Source organism: uncultured Serinicoccus sp. (assembly GCF_947500995.1).
Classification (GTDB): domain Bacteria; phylum Actinomycetota; class Actinomycetes; order Actinomycetales; family Dermatophilaceae; genus Ornithinicoccus.
On sequence record NZ_CANMUA010000008.1, the window covers coordinates 161,859 to 179,361 of the forward strand.

17 protein-coding genes are annotated in these 17,503 nt (G+C 72.8%); 6 read left to right on the forward strand and 11 right to left on the reverse strand.

All coding sequences use genetic code 11. The features are described from left to right. Positions 1–17 precede the first annotated feature (17 nt). Complete coding sequence (locus tag Q0967_RS13480) at positions 18–1,637, reverse strand: SLC13 family permease (protein ID WP_298750065.1); 1,620 nt, start codon at positions 1,635–1,637, stop codon at positions 18–20. Positions 1,638–1,748: 111 nt separating this feature from the next. Between Q0967_RS13480 and Q0967_RS13485 the strand changes: the two genes are divergently transcribed. Continuing rightward, a complete protein-coding gene (locus tag Q0967_RS13485; RefSeq protein ID WP_298750067.1) occupies positions 1,749–2,783 on the forward strand; it encodes a saccharopine dehydrogenase in 1,035 nt (344 codons plus the stop codon). Positions 2,784–2,936: 153 nt separating this feature from the next. Here the strand turns inward: Q0967_RS13485 and Q0967_RS13490 are convergent, their stop codons facing one another. The 4 genes from Q0967_RS13490 to Q0967_RS13505 all read right to left on the reverse strand — a co-directional run bounded on the left by Q0967_RS13490 (position 2,937) and on the right by Q0967_RS13505 (position 7,470). Continuing rightward, the gene (locus Q0967_RS13490; RefSeq protein WP_298750070.1) at positions 2,937–3,512 is read right to left on the reverse strand and encodes a LiaF domain-containing protein; all 576 of its coding nucleotides are present in this window, start codon (positions 3,510–3,512) and stop codon (positions 2,937–2,939) included. A gap of 47 nt (positions 3,513–3,559) precedes the next feature. Continuing rightward, positions 3,560–4,795 (reverse strand): acyl-CoA dehydrogenase family protein, encoded by a 1,236-nt coding sequence (locus Q0967_RS13495; protein WP_298750072.1) that lies wholly within the window; start codon positions 4,793–4,795, stop codon positions 3,560–3,562. Between the two features lie 32 nt (positions 4,796–4,827). After that, entirely contained in the window at positions 4,828–5,625 is a 798-nt protein-coding gene (locus Q0967_RS13500) for a PIG-L deacetylase family protein (RefSeq protein WP_298750074.1), read from the reverse strand. Positions 5,626–5,688: 63 nt separating this feature from the next. Continuing rightward, on the reverse strand, positions 5,689–7,470 hold the full coding sequence (locus tag Q0967_RS13505; protein ID WP_298750076.1) for an AMP-binding protein: 1,782 nt from the start codon (positions 7,468–7,470) through the stop codon (positions 5,689–5,691). Between the two features lie 174 nt (positions 7,471–7,644). Here Q0967_RS13505 and Q0967_RS13510 point away from each other — a divergent pair, with 174 nt between their 5' ends. Beyond that, positions 7,645–7,872: a DUF3072 domain-containing protein gene (locus Q0967_RS13510; protein ID WP_298750309.1), complete on the forward strand. Its 228-nt coding sequence runs from the start codon at positions 7,645–7,647 to the stop codon at positions 7,870–7,872. A 55-nt stretch (positions 7,873–7,927) separates the two neighbouring features. On the opposite strand, the gene Q0967_RS13515 is transcribed toward Q0967_RS13510, so the two are convergent. Continuing rightward, positions 7,928–8,842 carry a LysR family transcriptional regulator gene (locus Q0967_RS13515; protein WP_298750078.1) on the reverse strand — a complete coding sequence of 305 codons (915 nt, stop codon included), beginning with the start codon at positions 8,840–8,842 and terminating at the stop codon, positions 7,928–7,930. Positions 8,843–9,474: 632 nt separating this feature from the next. Between Q0967_RS13515 and Q0967_RS13520 the strand changes: the two genes are divergently transcribed. Continuing rightward, positions 9,475–10,296, forward strand: coding sequence for a phosphotransferase enzyme family protein (locus Q0967_RS13520; protein ID WP_298750080.1), 822 nt, complete (start codon positions 9,475–9,477; stop codon positions 10,294–10,296). Between the two features lie 15 nt (positions 10,297–10,311). Here Q0967_RS13520 and Q0967_RS13525 read toward each other — a convergent pair whose 3' ends face one another. The 3 genes from Q0967_RS13525 to Q0967_RS13535 are packed head-to-tail and all read right to left on the reverse strand — an operon-like array spanning position 10,312 to position 12,865. Continuing rightward, the gene (locus Q0967_RS13525; RefSeq protein WP_298750082.1) at positions 10,312–11,022 is read right to left on the reverse strand and encodes a matrixin family metalloprotease; all 711 of its coding nucleotides are present in this window, start codon (positions 11,020–11,022) and stop codon (positions 10,312–10,314) included. A gap of 30 nt (positions 11,023–11,052) precedes the next feature. After that, on the reverse strand, positions 11,053–11,700 hold the full coding sequence (locus tag Q0967_RS13530; RefSeq protein ID WP_298750084.1) for a CE1759 family FMN reductase: 648 nt from the start codon (positions 11,698–11,700) through the stop codon (positions 11,053–11,055). A gap of 31 nt (positions 11,701–11,731) precedes the next feature. Next, positions 11,732–12,865, reverse strand: coding sequence for an LLM class flavin-dependent oxidoreductase (locus Q0967_RS13535; RefSeq protein WP_298750087.1), 1,134 nt, complete (start codon positions 12,863–12,865; stop codon positions 11,732–11,734). A gap of 152 nt (positions 12,866–13,017) precedes the next feature. Between Q0967_RS13535 and fucP the strand changes: the two genes are divergently transcribed. Next, entirely contained in the window at positions 13,018–14,349 is a 1,332-nt protein-coding gene (gene fucP / locus Q0967_RS13540; RefSeq protein ID WP_298750089.1) for an L-fucose:H+ symporter permease, read from the forward strand. Then, complete coding sequence (locus Q0967_RS13545; RefSeq protein ID WP_298750091.1) at positions 14,346–15,356, forward strand: substrate-binding domain-containing protein; 1,011 nt, start codon at positions 14,346–14,348, stop codon at positions 15,354–15,356. The genes fucP and Q0967_RS13545 overlap by 4 nt, the downstream gene beginning before the upstream one ends. Before the next feature lie 4 nt (positions 15,357–15,360). Here the strand turns inward: Q0967_RS13545 and Q0967_RS13550 are convergent, their stop codons facing one another. Further along, complete coding sequence (locus Q0967_RS13550; protein WP_268793658.1) at positions 15,361–15,483, reverse strand: hypothetical protein; 123 nt, start codon at positions 15,481–15,483, stop codon at positions 15,361–15,363. Positions 15,484–15,554: 71 nt separating this feature from the next. Here Q0967_RS13550 and Q0967_RS13555 point away from each other — a divergent pair, with 71 nt between their 5' ends. Next, on the forward strand, positions 15,555–16,493 hold the full coding sequence (locus Q0967_RS13555) for a LysR substrate-binding domain-containing protein (RefSeq protein WP_298750096.1): 939 nt from the start codon (positions 15,555–15,557) through the stop codon (positions 16,491–16,493). A 9-nt stretch (positions 16,494–16,502) separates the two neighbouring features. Here the strand turns inward: Q0967_RS13555 and Q0967_RS13560 are convergent, their stop codons facing one another. Next, complete coding sequence (locus tag Q0967_RS13560) at positions 16,503–17,438, reverse strand: SDR family oxidoreductase (protein ID WP_298750098.1); 936 nt, start codon at positions 17,436–17,438, stop codon at positions 16,503–16,505. Between the last annotated feature and the right edge of the window lie 65 nt (positions 17,439–17,503).

The window sequence follows — 17,503 nt, forward strand, 5'->3', positions numbered from 1 at the left end:
CGCCCGCCGGCTCCCTCCTAGAGCACCAGACCCAGGGCGAAGGGTCCGATCAGCACCGTGAAGAGGGTGATGAGGACCACGCCGACGACGTTGAGGACGATTCCACCACGGGCCATCTCCTGGATCTTCACCGCCCCCGTGCCGAAGACGATGGCGTTGGGCGGGGTGCCGACCGGCAGCATGAAGGCGCAGGTCGCGGCCAGCGCCGCCGGGATGAGCAGCGTCATCGGGTCGACGCCGATGCCCACGGCGACACCGCCGAGCACCGGGATGAAGGTCGCGGCGGTGGCGGTGTTGCTGGTCACCTCGGTGAGGAACAGCACGATGGTCACGACGGCCGCGAGCAGCAGCACGATCGGGAGCGCCCCCAGGCCGGTCACCTGGGTGCCGAACCACTCGTCGAGCCCGGTGCCGGCCACCGCGGCGGCGAGGCTCAGGCCACCGCCGAAGAGGAGCAGCACCCCCCAGGGCAGACCTTCCTCCGCGTCGTCCCACTCCAGCGTCATCCGGCCCTCGCGGTCACCGGGCACGAGGAAGAGGACCAGGCCGGCACCGATGGCGATGGCGGTGTCGTCGAGCTCGCCCAGCCACGCCGCGTTCTCCGCGAGGACAGGGATGTTGGCCAGCAGGCCGGGGACGATCCACAGGAAGGCGGCACCGCAGAAGACGGTGAGCACGACCTTCTCGCCCTGGCTCATCGGCCCCAGCTGGTCGATCTCGTGGTCGATGAGGTCGCGCCCGCCGGGGATCTCCTGCAGCTTGAAGCGGAACATGAGCCGGGTGATGAGCAACCACGCGAGTCCGATGAAGACGACGACGATGGGCACACCCAGCAGCATCCAGGCCAGGAAGCCGACCTCCTGGTCGAGCTCGTCGGCGAGGTAGCCGGCGACGATGGCGTTGGGCGGGCTGCCGAGCAGGGTGCCCAGCCCGCCGATGGAGGCGGCCCACGCGATCGAGAGGACGAGGGCGACGCCGAAGAGGCGGACGTCCGGGTCGTTGACGACGTCGCTCACCGCGCGTCCCTGACCCACCTCCTCGGCCAGGTCCCCGTCGGCCACGGGGGCCGAGGCCGAGGCCGCCTGCCTGCTGTTCTCCACGACGAGGGCGAGCACCGAGATGCCGATCGGCAGCATCATCAGGGTGGTCGCGGTGTTGGAGACCCACATCGACAGGAAGGCGGTGGAGATCATCATCCCGAGGATGATGCGCCGCGGGTGGGTGCCGACCCGGCGCAGCGTGAGCAGGGCGATGCGCCGGTGGAGGTTCCACTTCTGCATGGCGATGGCGATGAGGAAGCCGCCGAGGAAGAGGAAGACGATGGAGTTGGCGTAGGGGGCCGTCGCGTCCGCCACCCCGAGACCGGTGAGCGGCGGGATGAGCACGATCGGCAGCAACGAGGTCGCTGCCAGCGGGATCGCCTCGGTCATCCACCAGACGGCCATGAGCACCGCCACCGCCGCGACGAAGCGCGCGTCGCCGGACATGTCCGCCCCGCCGAGCAGCAGGTAGACCAGCGCGGCGAGACCCACGCCCCCGAGCCGGAAGGCCCAGGTCCGTCCGGCCGGCCGGGGTGGTTCGCGGTCGCTCGGCTCGTAGTCGTACTCGCCCTGCTCCCGCACGACCTGACCGCTCATCCGTCCAGCCCCTCTCACGCCGATGTGACCGGCTCAACCTAGCGCACGACCGCTCCTGATCGACGCACGTTGACGCAAGGAGAAGGTGGGAGTCGGCATACCCTTGGAGGCATGAGTCGTCCCCATCTGTGGATCCGCGCCGAGGCCCGTCCGGGCGAGCAGCGCGTGCCGATCGTCCCCGCTGATGCCGCCCGGCTGGTGGCCGACGGGTATGTCGTGACGGTCGAGGAGTCGCCCAGCCGGGTCGTCGACCTCGAGGACTACGTCGAGGCCGGGTGCTCGGTGGCGCCGTACGGGTCGTGGATCGACGCGCCCGAGGGCGCGGTCGTCGTCGGGATCAAGGAGCTGCCGGAGGACCCGGCCGACCTCGCGCACACCCACGTCTTCTTCGCGCACGCCTACAAGGGGCAGGAGGGTGCCGACGTCACGCTGGACCGGTTCCGGCGCGGTGGCGGCGAGCTGCTGGACGTGGAGTACCTCACGCTCGACGGCCGGCGCGTCGTCGCCTTCGGGTTCTGGGCGGGGTATGTCGGCGCCGCCCTCTCCGTGCTGCGGCACCGCGGTCTGCTGGACGGCGGGGTCGCCCCCATGGCCAGGGAGGACCTGGACGCGCAGCTGCGCAGCAGCGCCGAGGGGCGCGACCCGGAGCGGGCGCTGGTCATCGGCTCTCGGGGACGGTCCGGGCGCGGGGCGGTCGAGGCGCTCGAGCTCGCCGGGTGCGCGGTGACGCGCTGGGACCGTGCGGACACCGTCGAGCTGGACAAGGCGGCCCTGCTCGAGCACGACATCCTCGTCAACTGCGTGGTGAGCAACACCCCCCGGGAACCGTTCGTCACCCCGGCCGACGTCCCGGTGCCGCGGCGCCTGCGCACCATCGGCGACGTGACCTGCGACGTCACCTCGGACAACAACCTGCTGCCCGTGAACACGGCCATCACCTCGTGGGCCGAGCCCGTGCGCGACGTGGGCACGGCCGGGCACCCGCTCGACGTCATCGCCATCGACAACCTGCCCTCGCTGCTGCCGCTGGAGTCCTCCGTCAGCTTCTCCGCCGAGCTCACCCCGCTGCTGGAGGACCTCGCCGAGCGGCGCGGCCCGTGGGCCGCGAGCCTGGAGTGGTTCCGCCGGCACGTGCCGACGGACTGAGGCGCGACCCCCAGCGGGCGGGACCCCACCGGGCGTCGCACATGGTTGCCTGACACCCCACCGGGCGTCGCGCATGGTTGCCTGACACCCCACCGGGCGTCGCACATGGTTGCCTGACACCCCACCGGGCGTCGCGCCTGGTTGTCGCCCGGGTCAGCGCTTCTGCGTCCAGCGCCATCCGCGCGGCGGCTTGGACCCGTCGTCTGGCGGCATCGTCCGGACCCGCACGTCCCCGAGCAGGCTGGTCGCGTTGACCCGCACGCACGCCCCGGTCTCGGGCACCCCCTGGGCCGCAGGGTCGACGTCGTGGCGCAGTCCCCCGAGCAGGGTGAAGCCCTGCAGCTCCACCCGGGTCCCCGCCGGCACGACGATCTTGACATCGCCCATCCCGGTGTAGGTCGTGATGTCCAGGGTCTCCCCGGGCCCGAGCACCTCGCGGAGGTCCAGCTTGACGTCGCCGAGGAACATCATGAGCGTGGTCCGCTCGGCGACCTGCCAGGACCCGGTGCGGGTGATGTCGCCCATGAGCGTGCCCAGCGTCTGGCTCGGCTGGCGGTGCGGTGCGGGGGCGCCTGCCGACGCGGACGGGGCGGGCCGGTCCCACACCTCCTCGCGCGGCACGGGCCGCTCCCCCGGCTGGGGGATCGCCGGTCGCCACTCGGGCGGGACCTCGGACGGACCGTCGGACGGACCCTGGGGCGACGGACCGGGAGTGGTGGGGTTCGCCATACCTCCCACCCTAGCCGCGGTCACGGAGCGGCAGCGGTGACAGCGGGTCAGCGGAAGGCGCTGGTGCCCGTGACCGCCCGGCCGACGAGGAGGGACTGGACGGTGCGGCTGCCCTCGTAGGTGTACGTCGCCTCGAGGTCGGCGAAGTGTCGCGCGACGTGGTGGTCGAGCAGGATGCCGTTGCCGCCGAGCATGTCGCGGGCGGTCGCCACGACCTCACGGGCCGCCGTCGTCGTGTGCAGCTTGGCCATCGCGGCGTGCTCGATGGTGCAGCGCCCCTGGTCCTGCAGCTGGCTCATCCTCGTGCACATGAGCTGCATCGAGGTGATGAGGGTGACCATCCGCGCGAGGTCGTCCTGGATGAGCTGGTTCTTGGCCAGCGGGCGGCCGAACTGCTCTCGGCGCAGGGCATAGGTGAGCGCGCCCTCGTAGGCCGCGACCGCGTGGCCGATCGCCTCCCACGCCACCGCCTGGCGGGACCGGGCCAGCACCCGGTTGGTGTCGGCGAAGGTGCGGGCCTCCGCGAGGCGGTTCTCGGCCGGGACCCGCACCCCGTCGAGGCGGATGTGGGCCTGCCACACCCCGCGGTTGCTGATCTTGCCGTCGATGACCTGCGCGTCCCAGCCGTCCAGCTGCTGCGGCGACTCGACGACGAAACCGCCCACGTCGCCGTCGTCGTCCCGCGCCCAGACCACCACCAGGTCGGCCACGGAGCCGTTGCCGATCCACCGCTTGGCCCCGTCGAGCACCCAGTGGTCGCCGTCCCGGTGCGCCCGCGTCTCCATGCTGACCACGTCCGAGCCGTGGGTCGGCTCGGTGAGGGCGACGGCACCGACCGTCTCCACGCGCGCCATCCCCGGCAGCCAGCGCTGCCGCTGCTCCTCGCTGCCCAGCAGGTGCACCGAGGTCATCGCCAGCCCGGAGTGGACCGCGTTGACGGTCGCGATGGAGCCGTCCCCCCGGGCCAGCTCGGCGCACATCACCCCGTCGGCGAGCGCCGACACCCCCGCGCAGCCGTAGCCCTCGATCGAGGCCCCGGCGACCCGCGTGGCGGCATACCCCGGCAGCATCTCGGCGGGGTACCTCGCGGCCTCCCACCACTCCTGCGCGGCCGGCACGACCGCCTCGTCGCACCAGCGGCGCACCCCGTCGCGCATCGCGCGCTCCTGCTCGGTGAGCAGCTCGTCCAGGTGGAGGAAGTCGGTCCCGCGGGCGAGCCCCAGGTCGGCACCCTCCGGCACCCCACGGTCTGACTCGGGCATCGGCTCCGGCGCGTCGCTCATCCTCCGAGGGTATGCCGCACGACCGCCGCCCCTCAGGCCAGGGGATGCGCGTGGGTCAGGCCGGGCGCGCGGCCCGGCTCGATGAACCACTCGTCGCCGAACATCGCCGCGAACTGCTCGGAGGGCATGCCGAGCATCCACCCGACGTCCTCCTGGCTGGCGTGCGCGGAGAGGGCCGCCCGCTTGGTGGCCATGACCTCGCGCACGTCGACGTGCCAGTGGATCTCCGCCTCCGGGGTGCCCATGGGGTTGCCGTCGTCGGCCGGGCCGTCGGGGTCGAAGTCCTCGTCCTCGCCGATGGTGCCGGCCTGCCTGGCCGCCTCGACCATGCGACGGACGTGGTCGCGGTTCATGGTGTTCTCCAGCAGCCGCGGGCGGCGGGCGGCCAGCTCCGCGGCCCGGTGCGCGACCGCGTGCACCTTGACGTGGTCGGGGTGGCCGTAGCCCCCGTGCCAGTCGTAGCCGACGAGGACGTCGGCGTCCTCCTCGTCGAGGACCGCCGCGAGCCGACGTGCCGCCTCGTCGGTGTCCGCGGCGTGGAAGGACTGCTCGTGGGCGTTCTGCTCCCACCCGGTCATGCCCGAGTCGGCGTACCCCAGCCAGGCGATGCGGTCCGTCCCCAGCACCTGGCCGGCGGCCTGCGCCTCGGCGCGCCGCCGGTCCACCACGGTCTCGCCCTCGCGCAGGTCCGGCGGCAGCGTCCCGTGGTCGCCGTGGGTGGCGAAGACGATGACCACGCGGTGGCCGGCGTCGACGGCCAGCCGCGTCGTGCCGGCGGTGCCGCTGGCCTCGTCGTCGGGATGGGCGTGCAGGAGGACGATCGTGCTCACGTGCTCACGATAGGTCGACCCACCGACAGGCCCACCATCCGCGGCCGTGCCCGCCCGGGGGCCTCAGCCCCGCAGGTCGGGGAAGTCGCTGTCGCGCCACTCGGTCGGGGCACCGGCGGCTCCGCCCGTCGTGGCGGCCGCGGTGCCGGCAGCCTCGTCCCCGCCCGCGCCGGAGGCCAGCTGCTCCTCCCGGGCCCGCAGCTCGACCCGCCGGATCTTGCCGCTGATCGTCTTGGGCAGCTCGAAGAACTCCAGCCGGCGGACCCGCTGCCAGGGCTGCAGGTGCTCGCGGGCGTGGGCCAGGATCGAGCGCGCGGTCTCGGCGGTCGGCTCGTGCCCGGCGACCAGGGTGACGTAGGCCTTGGGCACCGACAGGCGCACCTCGTCGGGTGCGGGCACCACGGCCGCCTCGGCGACCGCCGGGTGCTCGATGAGCACCGACTCCAGCTCGAACGGGCTGATCTTGTAGTCGCTGGCCTTGAAGACGTCGTCGGTGCGCCCGACGTAGGTGATCATTCCGGTCGCGTCCCGCTCGGCGACGTCGCCGGTGTGGTAGTAACCGCCGGTCATCGCCTCGGCGTTGCGCTCGTCGTCCCCCTGGTAGCCGGTCATCAGCGCCACCGGCGACGCGGACAGGTCGAGGCAGATCTCGCCCTCCCCCGGGCCGCCGACCACCCGCCCGGTCTGCGGGTCGACGAGCACGGAGGGGATGCCGGGCAGCGGCATACCCATCGACCCGGGCTTGACCCGGTCCCCCGGGCAGTTCCCGATCTGCGCGGTGGTCTCGGTCTGGCCGTAGCCGTCGCGCAGGGTCAGGCCCCACTGCCGCTGCACCTGGGTGATGACCTCGGGGTTGAGCGGCTCGCCCGCACCGATGACCTCCCGCAGGACACCGGGGCCGCCGGACAGGTCGGCGTTGATGAGCATGCGCCAGACCGTCGGCGGGGCGCACAGGCTGGTGACCCGGTGGCGTCGCACCACGTCGAGCAGGGCGTCGGGGTCGAACCGCCGGTAGGCGTGGACGAGGATGGTCGCCTCGGCGATCCACGGGGCGAAGAAGCAGCTCCAGGCGTGCTTGGCCCAGCCGGGGCTGGAGATGTTGAGGTGCACGTCGCCGGGGCGCAGGCCCAGCCAGTAGGTCGTCGAGAGGTGGCCGACCGGGTAGCTCACCTGGGTGTGCTCGACGAGCTTGGGCCGGTTGGTGGTGCCGGAGGTGAAGTAGAGCAGGAGGCGGTCGTCGGGGCCGGTGCCCGGGTGCTCGGCGTGGCTGACGTGCTCGGCGTATGCCGTCCGCAGGTCGGTCCAGCCGGCCGCCTCTCCCACGGACAGGCGGGCGTAGTCGCCCGGCACGTCGTCGAACCGGTCCGTGTCGGCGGCGTCGACGACCACGGCCCGGGCGCCACCACGCTCCAGCCGGTCGCGCAGGTCGGACGGACCCGCCGCGGTCGTCGTGGGCATGAGGACGGCCCCGAGCTTCATCACCCCGAGCATGGTGTCCCACAGCTCGACCTGGTTGCCGAGCATGACCATGACGCTGTCGCCCCGGCCGATGCCCTGGTGGGCCAGCAACGCGGCGACCTGGTCGGAGCGGGTGGCGACCTCGTCGAAGGTCAGCGTCTCGTCCGAGCCGTCCTCCCGGACGACGACCAGCGCGGGCGCGTCGTTGCCGCGCGCGATCGCGTCGAACCAGTCCACCGCCCAGTTGAAGCGCTCCCCCACGTCCGGGTAGCGGAACTCCTCCCGGGCCCGCCCCGGGTCGCCGTAGAGCTCGAGGAGCTGGTCGCGGGCGGCGCGGTAGGCCGGGTGCGGCGAGGGTGCGGTGCGGTCGTTCGACGTCGGCGTCATACCTCCATCCCTACACCGGGGCAGGTATGCCTGTCAGCAGGAGCCTTGGGCGCGCCACTGTCGGACCCCCGCCCTAGAGTCGGTCCCATGACGAACCCCATGGACGACCAGACCCCGACCGGCGCCGCCGACGACCCCGACGCGGGCGCCGCCGGCGCCACCGACGACCCCGACATGCTGGGCGCCCCCAGCCCGCAGTCCCCGGACGACCAGCTCGAGCGCGACCCGGAGAACTGGACCACCGGCGACGACCCGGCCACCGAGGCGCAGAAGTCCTACCTCGACCGGCTCGCCAGCGCCGCCGGCGAGCAGATCCCGGCCGAGGGGCTCACCAAGGCGAAGGCCTCCGAGCACATCGACCGCCTCCAGTCCGCGACCGGCATGGAGCCGCGCGAGTCCTGAGCCCGACCGGCACGGGGATCCAGCGGGTGGCCCCGCGCCGGGGCAGGAGCTGCCCTCAGGCGGGGTGGGTGTTCTGCCCCCACACCCGACGGACCTCCGCGGCCACCGAGGCCACCGCCGGCCGCCGCTCGCTGGAGTCGCGGTGCACGAGCATCACGCGCCGGGTGGGGGGGTCCTTCACCGGCAGGGCGACGACCGCCTCGGGCAGCTCGGGGCGGCCCAGCCGCGGCATGAGTCCGATGCCGAAGCCGGCCTCCACGAGGGCGATCTTGCTGGGGTGGGTGTCGGCGGTCGCGGCGATCCGGTAGTCCAGGTGGCGCTCGCGCAGGGCCGTCAGCAGCCAGTCGCTGAAGACCCCCGGTGAGTCGTCCACCCAGTCCCGTCCCCCGCAGTCCCGCAGGTCGACGATGCCGGTGCGCCCGATGCGCAGGTCGTGGTCGTGCCGGGCGATGAGGTCGACGACGTCGTTGCCCAGGACGGTGGAGACCAGTCCCTCCGGCAGGGCCTTGTGGTAGTCGGTCCAGTCGTGGACCACGGCGAGGTCGACCTCGCCGCGGCGCAGCGCCCGCAGCGACCCCTCCGGGGTGAGCTCCCGCACGGTCAGGCGCAGCAGCGGGTAGAGCTCGCGCAGGGTGGGCACGGTCGGGGCGAGCAGACCGACGATGCCCGTGGGGAAAGAGGAGAGCACGAGCGGACCCGAGACGTCACTGGTCAGGTGCTCCAGCTCGGCCCGTGCGGCCTCGTCCAGCTGCTCCACCTGGGCGGCCAGTCGCACCAGCACCTCCGCGGCGTCGGTGGGGACGACGTTGCGGCCACGGCGCACGAGGACGGGCTGTCCGACCTCCCTCTGGAGACGGGTCAGCTGCTGGCTGACGGCCGAGGCCGTGAGGCCGAGGCGGTCGGCCGCGGCCAGCACCGTGCCCTCCTCGACGACCGCCTTGAGGCTGACCAGGTGCTCGGGAGAGAACATGCAGCGCATCTTACACATACCGATAAGAAATGTCCGTTTGTGCTAAAGGGAAAATACTGTCAGAGTAAGACGTATCAGACCCCGGCACGAAGAAAGGTGGCCACCATGACCGCTCTGTCCAAGGCTTTCCGCAGCAGCACCCACGTGATCCTCGAGATCGGTCGCTCCTGGCGCCCGATCGAGCACATCCGCGGCTGACCCGACGCTGCCTGGAAGCCGCCCCTGGGACCTCGTCCCGGGGGCGGCTTCCCCCATGTCAGGAGAGGATCCGCGACGACGGCCGCGACCGCGCGGCGAGGGCACCCGACCCGACGGCAGGCCACCGCACGGACGCCGGCCCGATGGTTAAGCGGAACTTCCTGGTATCCGTAAGCAATGTCCGTTTGTGCTAAAGCAAGAATCTTGTCAGACTAGAACCTGTCAGACCCCGACGCGAAGAAAGGTGGCCACCATGACCGCTCTGTCCAAGGCTTTCCGCAGCAGCACCCACGTGATCCTCGAGATCGGTCGCTCCTGGCGCCCGATCGAGCACATCCGCGGCTGACCTCACGCCTTCCGAAGCCGCCCCCCGGGACCACTCCCGAGGGGCGGCTTCTGCGTGTCCGGCACGGAGGTCGGCCTAGGCTGGTCCGATGCCGCTGACGACCACCCAGCAGGCCCTGCTCGACACCTGGCTGCCCGGGCACACGGTGCTCGGCGACCACTCGTGGGGGCTGGTCAGCACCACCGTGCTCCGGGTGCGGCACGCCGGACGCGACCTGACGGTCAAGGCCAGCTCCCCCGACGACCACCACCTCGCGCGGGAGGTCGTCGCCCACCGCGAGGTCACCGCCCCGCTCCTGCCCGACCGCGCACCGACGCTGGTCCGGGCCGACCTCGACGCCCACCTGCTCGTGGCGACGTGGCTGCCCGGCCGCCTGGTGCAGGGCACGCCTGCCGAGCACGACCCCGCGAGCTACCACCAGGCCGGGGAGCTGCTCGGCCGGCTGCACGGGCAGTCCTCCCGCACCGACGAGGACTGGCTGGACCAGCAGCGGGTCCGCGCCCGTCGCTGGCTCGACCAGCCGCACCGCATCCCCCGGGCCCAGGTCGACCGCGTCGAGCGACGGCTCACCCGGTGGCCGGTCGGCCCGGTGACGCTCACGCCGACCCACGGGGACTACCACCCCCGCAACTGGGTCGTGGACCACGGCACCGTGTCGGTCATCGACTTCGGCCGGGCGCAGTGGCGGCCCGCCGCCACGGACCTGGCCCGGATGCAGCCTCGCCAGTGGCGCGACGACCCCCGCCTGGAGGCGGCGTTCCTCGAGGGGTACGGCACCGACCCCCGCCCGTCGTGGTGGCGTGACCTCCTGCTCGCCGAGGCGGTGGGCACCGCGGTGTGGGCCCACCAGGTCGGCGACGAGGCCTTCGAGCAGGAAGGCCTGCAGCAGCTCGCCGAGCTGACGGCCTGACGCGGGACCCCCGCCTCAGCCGCAGGCCGCCTCCTCGAGCGCGGCCAGGCCGGCCAGGTCGGCGTCGGTGAACTCGTCCTGACCGGAGTTCTCGGCGGCCATGAGCGCCCCCGGGTCGTCGGAGTGCCCGAGCCCCAGCACGTGCACGAGCTCGTGGACCAGGACGGTCTCCTCGTCCAGCCCGCCCAGCCAGCCGCCCGGCATGTCGGTGTCGAGGACGACCATGCCCCCGACCGAGCGGGCGTCCCCACCCGGCCCCACGACGTAGGACGCACCCCCCAGGCCCGCCGTCGCACCGGAGAGCTCGGGCACCTCCCCCTCGTCGGCCCAGCCGATGAGGACCGGTCCGCGCTGCCGCCCCTGGAACTCGCGGTCCTCGGTCTCCCCGGTCACCACGAAGGTGAACCCGCTGGCCTCGTTGACCCGTTGGACTGCGGTGGCGACGAGCTCGGCATACCCCTCCGGCGCCCCCTGCGGGTTGACCTCGACCTCGATGCGGGCGGCGCATCCCCAGGTCACCGGTCGACCGCCGTCGCTCACCTGCATGAAGGTGTAGCCCTCACCCCCCGAGCCGGCGACACCGGCCGAGCGCTCGGAGTAGACCGTCCGTCGGATGCTGCCGAGGTCGAGGACGGGCGAGAGGTAGACCACCATGCTGATGACCAGCCCCAGGACGAGCAGCAGGCTGAGGACGCTCGTGCACCCTCCGCCGCGCCGCTCGCTCATCCGTCCAGTCTGCCCGGGGTTGCTGGGCGACTACTGACCCAGTCCGGCGAGCAGGTCCTCGAAGTCCGTGACGTCCTGCCCGACGCGCGTCCCGGCCCGACCGGACGCGGGGTCCGACCCCAGCCCGACGACGACCGCGGCGACGACCGCCGTGGCGAGCTCGCCGGCGGCACGGGTGATCCGCTCGCCGAGCTCGCCGGACCCGGCACCGCCGAAGTCGTCGGTCGCGGCGAAGACGCCGGTCGGCACGACCGCGGCGCGCAGGTAGGCGAACAGCGGGCGCAACGCGTGGTCGAGCACGAGTTGGTGCCGGGCCGTGCCGGCCGTCGCGGCGACCAGGACGGGCGTGCCGGCGACCGCCTCGGGGTCGAGCACGTCGACGAACATCTTGAACAACCCGGAGTAGCTCGCGGCGAAGACGGGGGTGACCGCGACGAGGGCGTCCGCACCGGACACGAGCTCGCGCGCCGCCTCCACGGCCGGGGTCGGCATCCCGCCCGTGGTCATGGTGGTGGCCAGGTCGTGGGCGAGCTCGCGGAGCTCGACCACCTCGACGGTCGCGGCCTCCCCGCGGGCGCTCACCTGGGTGACGACGGCGTCGGCGAGCCGGTCGGCCAGCAGCCGGGTGGAGCTGGGCTGGGAGAGCCCTGCGGTGAGGACGACGATGCGGCGGGTCATGGCGTGCTCCCTTCGGTATGCCGTGCGGGGGTCAGGCGGGGGCGCCGACGGCGGCGCCCCGGGCCGGGGCCACGAGGTGGTGCGGGGCGTCGGGGCCCTGCGCCACCATCGAGGCGTGGGTGGGCGGGTCGCTCGGGACGTGCGCGGGACGGCGCGCCTCGAACTCGCGGCGCAGCACCGGCACGACGTCACGGCCCAGGATCTCGATCTGCTCCAGGACGACTTCCTGCGGCAGCCCGGCGTGGTCGATGAGGAAGAGCTGGCGCTGGTAGTCACCGACCGCGTCGGCGAAACCGAGGGTGCGCTCGATGACCATCTCCGGCGTGCCCACCGTCAGCGGGGTCATCCGGCTGAACTCCTCCAGGCTCGGGCCGTGGCCGTAGACCGGGGCCACGTCGAAGTAGGGGCGGAAGGTCCGCTTGGCCTCGGCCTCGCTGCCGGCGATGAAGGCCTGCCCGCCGAGGCCCACGACGGCCTGGTCGGCCGACCCGTGGCCGTAGTGCTCGAAGCGGCGACGGTAGAGGCCGACCATCTGGGCGGTGTGCTCGATGTTCCAGAAGATGTTGTTGTGGAAGAAGCCGTCGCCGTAGTACGCCGCCTGCTCGGCGATCTCGGTGGACCGGATCGAGCCGTGCCAGACGAACGGCGGGGTGCCGTCCAGCGGGCGCGGCGTGGCGGTGAAGCCCTGCAGCGGGGTGCGGAACTTCCCCTGCCAGTCGACGACCTCCTCGCGCCAGAGCCGGCGCAGCAGGTGGTAGTTCTCGATGGCCAGCGGCACGCCCTGGCGGATGTCCTTGCCGAACCACGGGTAGACCGGGCCGGTGTTGCCGCGGCCCATCATGAGGTCGACCCGACCGCCGGAGAGGTGCTGGAGGAAGGCGTAGTCCTCCGCGATGCGCACCGGGTCGGTGGTGGTGATGAGGGTCGTCGCCGTCGACAGCTGCAGCCGCTGCGTCTGGGCGGCGATGTAGGCGAGGTGGGTCGTCGGCGCCGAGGAGATGAACGGCGGGTTGTGGTGCTGCCCGGTGGCGAAGACGTCGAGGCCGACCTCCTCCGCCTTGAGGGCGTACGACGTCATCGCGGCGATGCGCTCGCCGTCCGTCGGCACGCGACCGGTCGTGGGGTCCGGCGTGATGTCGCCGACGCTGAAGATCCCGAACTGCACCTGACTCACCCTCCTGGGGTCGTTGATGTATCAACTATACCAACGCGTCTCTCGCCGAGGTATTCCCCACCCCGCCGGGGGTGGTCACCCGCGCCGCCACGGCATACCCTGGCCGGAACGCGACAATGACGTAGCGTCAAGAGGAGGGGTGCATGGCGACGGTCCAGTCCGAGGCAGACCAGCGGGAGGCTCCTCTGGTGGCCCGCCACCTCCGGGTGCCGTTCGCGCTGCTCATCCTGTGCTTCGCCGCCTGGGGAATGGCGGCGAACCTCACCGACATCCTCGTCGGCGTCTTCCGCGGCATCTTCGACATGTCGAACTTCCAGTCCTCGCTGGTGCAGTTCGCCTACTACGGGGCCTACTTCCTGCTCGCGATCCCGGCGGCCGTCATCAACTCCCGCTTCGGCTTCAAGACCGGCGTCCTCGTGGGCCTCGGCCTGGCGGCGGTCGGCGGGTTCCTCTTCATCCCGGCCGGCGAGATGCTCGCCTACAACATGTTCCTGCTGGCGCTCTTCGTGCTGGCCGCCGGCCTGTCGATCCTGGAGACCTCGGCCAACCCCTTCGTCATCGCGATGGGCGACGAGGCGAGCGCCACCCAGCGGCTCAACCTGGCGCAGTCGTTCAACCCGGTCGGCGCCAACCTGGGCGTGCTCATGGGCGCGGTGCTCATCCTGCCCAACCTCACGCCCGAGGAGAGCAAGACGATCATGAGCGAGGGCGAGCTCCTGGCCGCCCAGGAGGCCGACCTCTTCCAGGTCCTGCGCCCCTACGTCTTCATCGCCAGCGTCCTCGTCCTCATCTGGCTGCTCATCGCGTTCCGCAAGATGCACCTGCCGACCGAGCCGGAGGCGGTGGACCTCACAGAGGGCGGCGGCGGCACCTTCGCCCGGCTGTGGGCCAACCGTCACTACCGCTTCGGGGTGGTCGCGCAGTTCTTCAACGTCGCCGCGCAGACCTGCACGTGGACCTTCACCATCCTCTACGCCCAGGACGTCGTCGGGCTCAGCCAGGAGGCGGCGGGGTGGTGGCTGCAGGCCAGCCTCATCATCTTCCTCGTCTCGCGCTTCGTCATGACGTGGCTGCTCGGGATCTTCCGCCCGGCCAAGCTGCTGCTCATCATGGCGCTCTTCGGCGCAGCCTGCTGCCTGACCTCGATGTTCGTCCTCAACATCGTGGGGCTGGTCGCCGTCGTCATGATCTCGGCAGGGCTCTCCCTCATGTTCCCCACCATCTACGGCATGGCCCTGCAAGGTCTGGGTCCGGACGCGAAGTTCGGCTCGGCGGGACTGGTCATGGCCATCCTCGGCGGGGCGCTCATCCCGATGGTGCACGCGGCGGTCATGGACGTCTCGAGCTCCGCGCTCGGGTATGCCGTCCCCGGTGTCTGCCTGCTCGTCGTGGCCGCCTACGCGATGTTCGACCTGCGGACGGACCGACCCGGCCCGGGCGCCCCGGCGGCCCACGAGGCGGGAGCGCGGTCATGAGGGCGCGGCGGAGCGCATCCCCGTGGGCCACCGGCGTCGCCGGCACCCTGCTGGTCGCCGTCGTGGCCGGGTGCTCCCCCGGCGGGCAGGAGGAGGCCGTGACGGTCGGCCTCATCACCAAGCAGGAGGAGAACCCCTACTGGGTCGAGATGCGCGAGGTCGCGCAGGAGACCGCCGACGACCTCGACGTCGAGCTGCTCACCGCGACCGGCACCAGCGACACCGACGTCGCCTCGCAGGAGGCGGCCCTCGACGACATGGTCGAGCAGGGCGTCGACGGGGTCCTGCTCGCCCCGACCGACGCCGCGGCGCTGGACGCCGCCATCACCCGGGCGCAGGAGGCGGGGGTGCGGGTCATCGCCGTCGACACCCCGACCGACCCCCCGGAGCTGGTGCAGGCGACCTTCGCGACCGACAACGAGCGGGCCGGCGAGCTGATCGGGCGGTATGCCGCGGCGAAGGTCGAGCAGCTGGGGCTCGAGCCCCGCGTGGCGATGCTGGACCTCACGCCCGGGGTCAGCACCGGCGAGCAGCGTCACGCCGGGTTCCTGGAGGGCTTCGGGGTGGAGGAGGGCGACGAGGAGGTCGTGGCCTCCGTGGACACCGAGGGCGACCGGGATGTCGCAGCGGTCGAGATGACGCGGGTCCTCAGCGACCACCCGGATGTCAATGTCGTCTACACGGTCAACGAGCCGGCGGCCCTGGGGGCCCTCGCCGCGCTGCAGGACGCGGGCGCCGACCTCGACGAGATCGTCCTGGTGTCGGTCGACGGTGGGTGCGCCGCCATGCGCGAGGGCGTGCGGCCGGGTCGCATCGACGCGACGGCGACGCAGTACCCGCAGAACATGGCGCGGGAGGGCGTGCGGGCGATCGCCCGGGCGGTGCGGGAGGGGCAGGAGCCGACCGGCTACCTCGACACCGGGACGCTGCTGGTGAGCGACGCCCCGGTGGAGGGGGTCGAGTCCCGCCGGGTGGAGTTCGGGGTGCGGACCTGCTGGGGGTCCTGAGGGGTCAGCGGGTGGCGCGGTGGGTGGCGGTCGGCCACGCCACGACGGCGGCGCTGCGGGTCGCGGGGAGGGAGCGGATGTCGTGCTGCGCACGACCGATCATGAGGGAGAGCAGGAACTTGGCCATGCACCCTACGGTCCTCCGTGCGCACCCATACGTCCAATGCCTGTCACGGGAGTGATCCATGCGCTAGCGTCATGGGTGTGGAGATCGACACCCTGCGCTGGTTCCAGCTGGTCGCCGACGGGGTGACCGTCACCGAGGTCAGCGATCTCGAGCAGGTCTCGCAGCCGGCCGTCTCCCGTGCCCTGGCCCGGCTGGAGCGGGAGATCGGCACGCCGTTGCTGCGCCGGGAGGGTCGCGTGCTGCGGATGACCCACGCGGGCACGGTCTTCAAGCGGCACGTGGACGCCGTGCTGCACGAGCTGGACGACGGCGTCGCCGCGGTGCAGCAGCTGCTCGACCCGGAGACGGGCACGGTGACCGTCTCCTTCCAACCCTCGCTGGGCACCTGGCTGGTCCCGGACCTCGTCACGAGCTTCCGCGCCAGGCACCCGGAGGTCCGGCTCGACCTGCGCACCAAGGAGGACGAGACGGTGCCCGCGGTCGGGCCGCGCAGCGGGGTCGACCTCGAGCTGTCCACGCTGCGCCCGCACCGGGGCGAGGACCAGCCGCGGTGGCGCGCCCTCGTCGCCGAGCCGATGCGGCTGCTCGTCGGGCCGGGTCACCGGCTGGTCGGCCGGTCCCGGACCGCGCTGGCCGAGGTCGCCGAGGACCCCTTCGTCGTCATGACGCCGACGTCGGTCCTGCGCAGGCACACGACGCAGCTGTGCGCGGAGGCCGGCTTCACGCCCGAGGTGTCCTTCGTCGCGGCCGACCTGCCGACGCTGCGGGGATACGTCGCCGCCGACCTGGGGGTGGCCGTCGCCCCGACCCTGTGGGGAGGGTCGGTGGCCACGCCGGTACGCGGGCTGCACGTCCTGGCGCTCACCGATGTCGGCGCCACCCGCGACGTCGGCCTGTCCTGGGCTCCGGGCCGCCGGCTGCTGCCGGCCGCCGACCTCTTCCGCGAGCACGTCCTGGAGCGCGCCCGCTCCGGGCTCCTGCCCACGGCGGTGCCGCCGACGGAGGCGTGAACCCCCTCCTCACCCGAGGAAGACGCCGACCAGCTCCTGCGAGACCGTCCACAGGCGCTCGGCGTCCTCGGCCCGCAGCGGCCGCCACAGCGGGGTGCTGCCGGGTGGCCCGCCGGCGTCCCCCCAGCCCTGGGGCCCGTAGAACCCTCCGCCGCGGGTCTCCGGGGAGGTCGCTGCCAGGAGGGCCGGCAGGGCAGCGCTGCGCGTCGTCCCGACCAGGACGCCTCGGTCGGAGAGCCACTGGATGACTCGGCGGCCCGCGGTCGGACGCAGGCGGCCAATCTCGGGTCTGGCCGCGAGCAGGCCGGTCGGCGCCACCCCGGGGTGGGCGAGGACGCTGGTGACGCCCCAGCCGGCGTCGACGCTGCGCCGGTCGAGCTCGAGCGCGAAGAGGGCGAGCGCGATCTTGGACTGCCGGTAGGCCGCCATCGCGTCGTAGCCGCGCTCCCACTGGAGGTCCTCCCAGTGCATCCCCCCGCTGCGCGCCGCGATGCTGGTCTGGGAGACGACCCGGGCACGACCGGCCCTCAGCAGCGGCAGCAGGTGCGCCGTGAGGGCCACGTGCCCGAGGTGGTTGGTCCCCAGCTGCAGCTCGAACCCGTCCTCGGTCACCTGCCGCTCGGGCGGGGTCATCACCCCCGCGTTGTTGACCAGCAGGTCGATCGGCGCGCCCTCGGCACCGAGCCGTCCGCCGAGGGCGGTGACCGAGGCCAGGGAGGACAGGTCGAGGGACTCCAGCCGGAGCAGCGCCGCGGGGTGGCGGTCACGGATGCGGCCCACCGCCGCCTCGCCCTTGGCCGGGTTGCGGACGGGCATGACCACCTCCGCCCCGGCGGCAGCGAGACGGGCGGCGATCACCTCCCCGATGCCGTCGCTGGCCCCGGTGACGAGGGCGCGACGGCCGGTGAGGTCCGGGAGGGAGAGGTCGGGTGCTCTGCGGGGCATGTCGCTCCTGTCGGTGGGCGGCGCGGGGTGTGCGCCGGACTCCAGCGTGGGCGGTCCGGCGGACC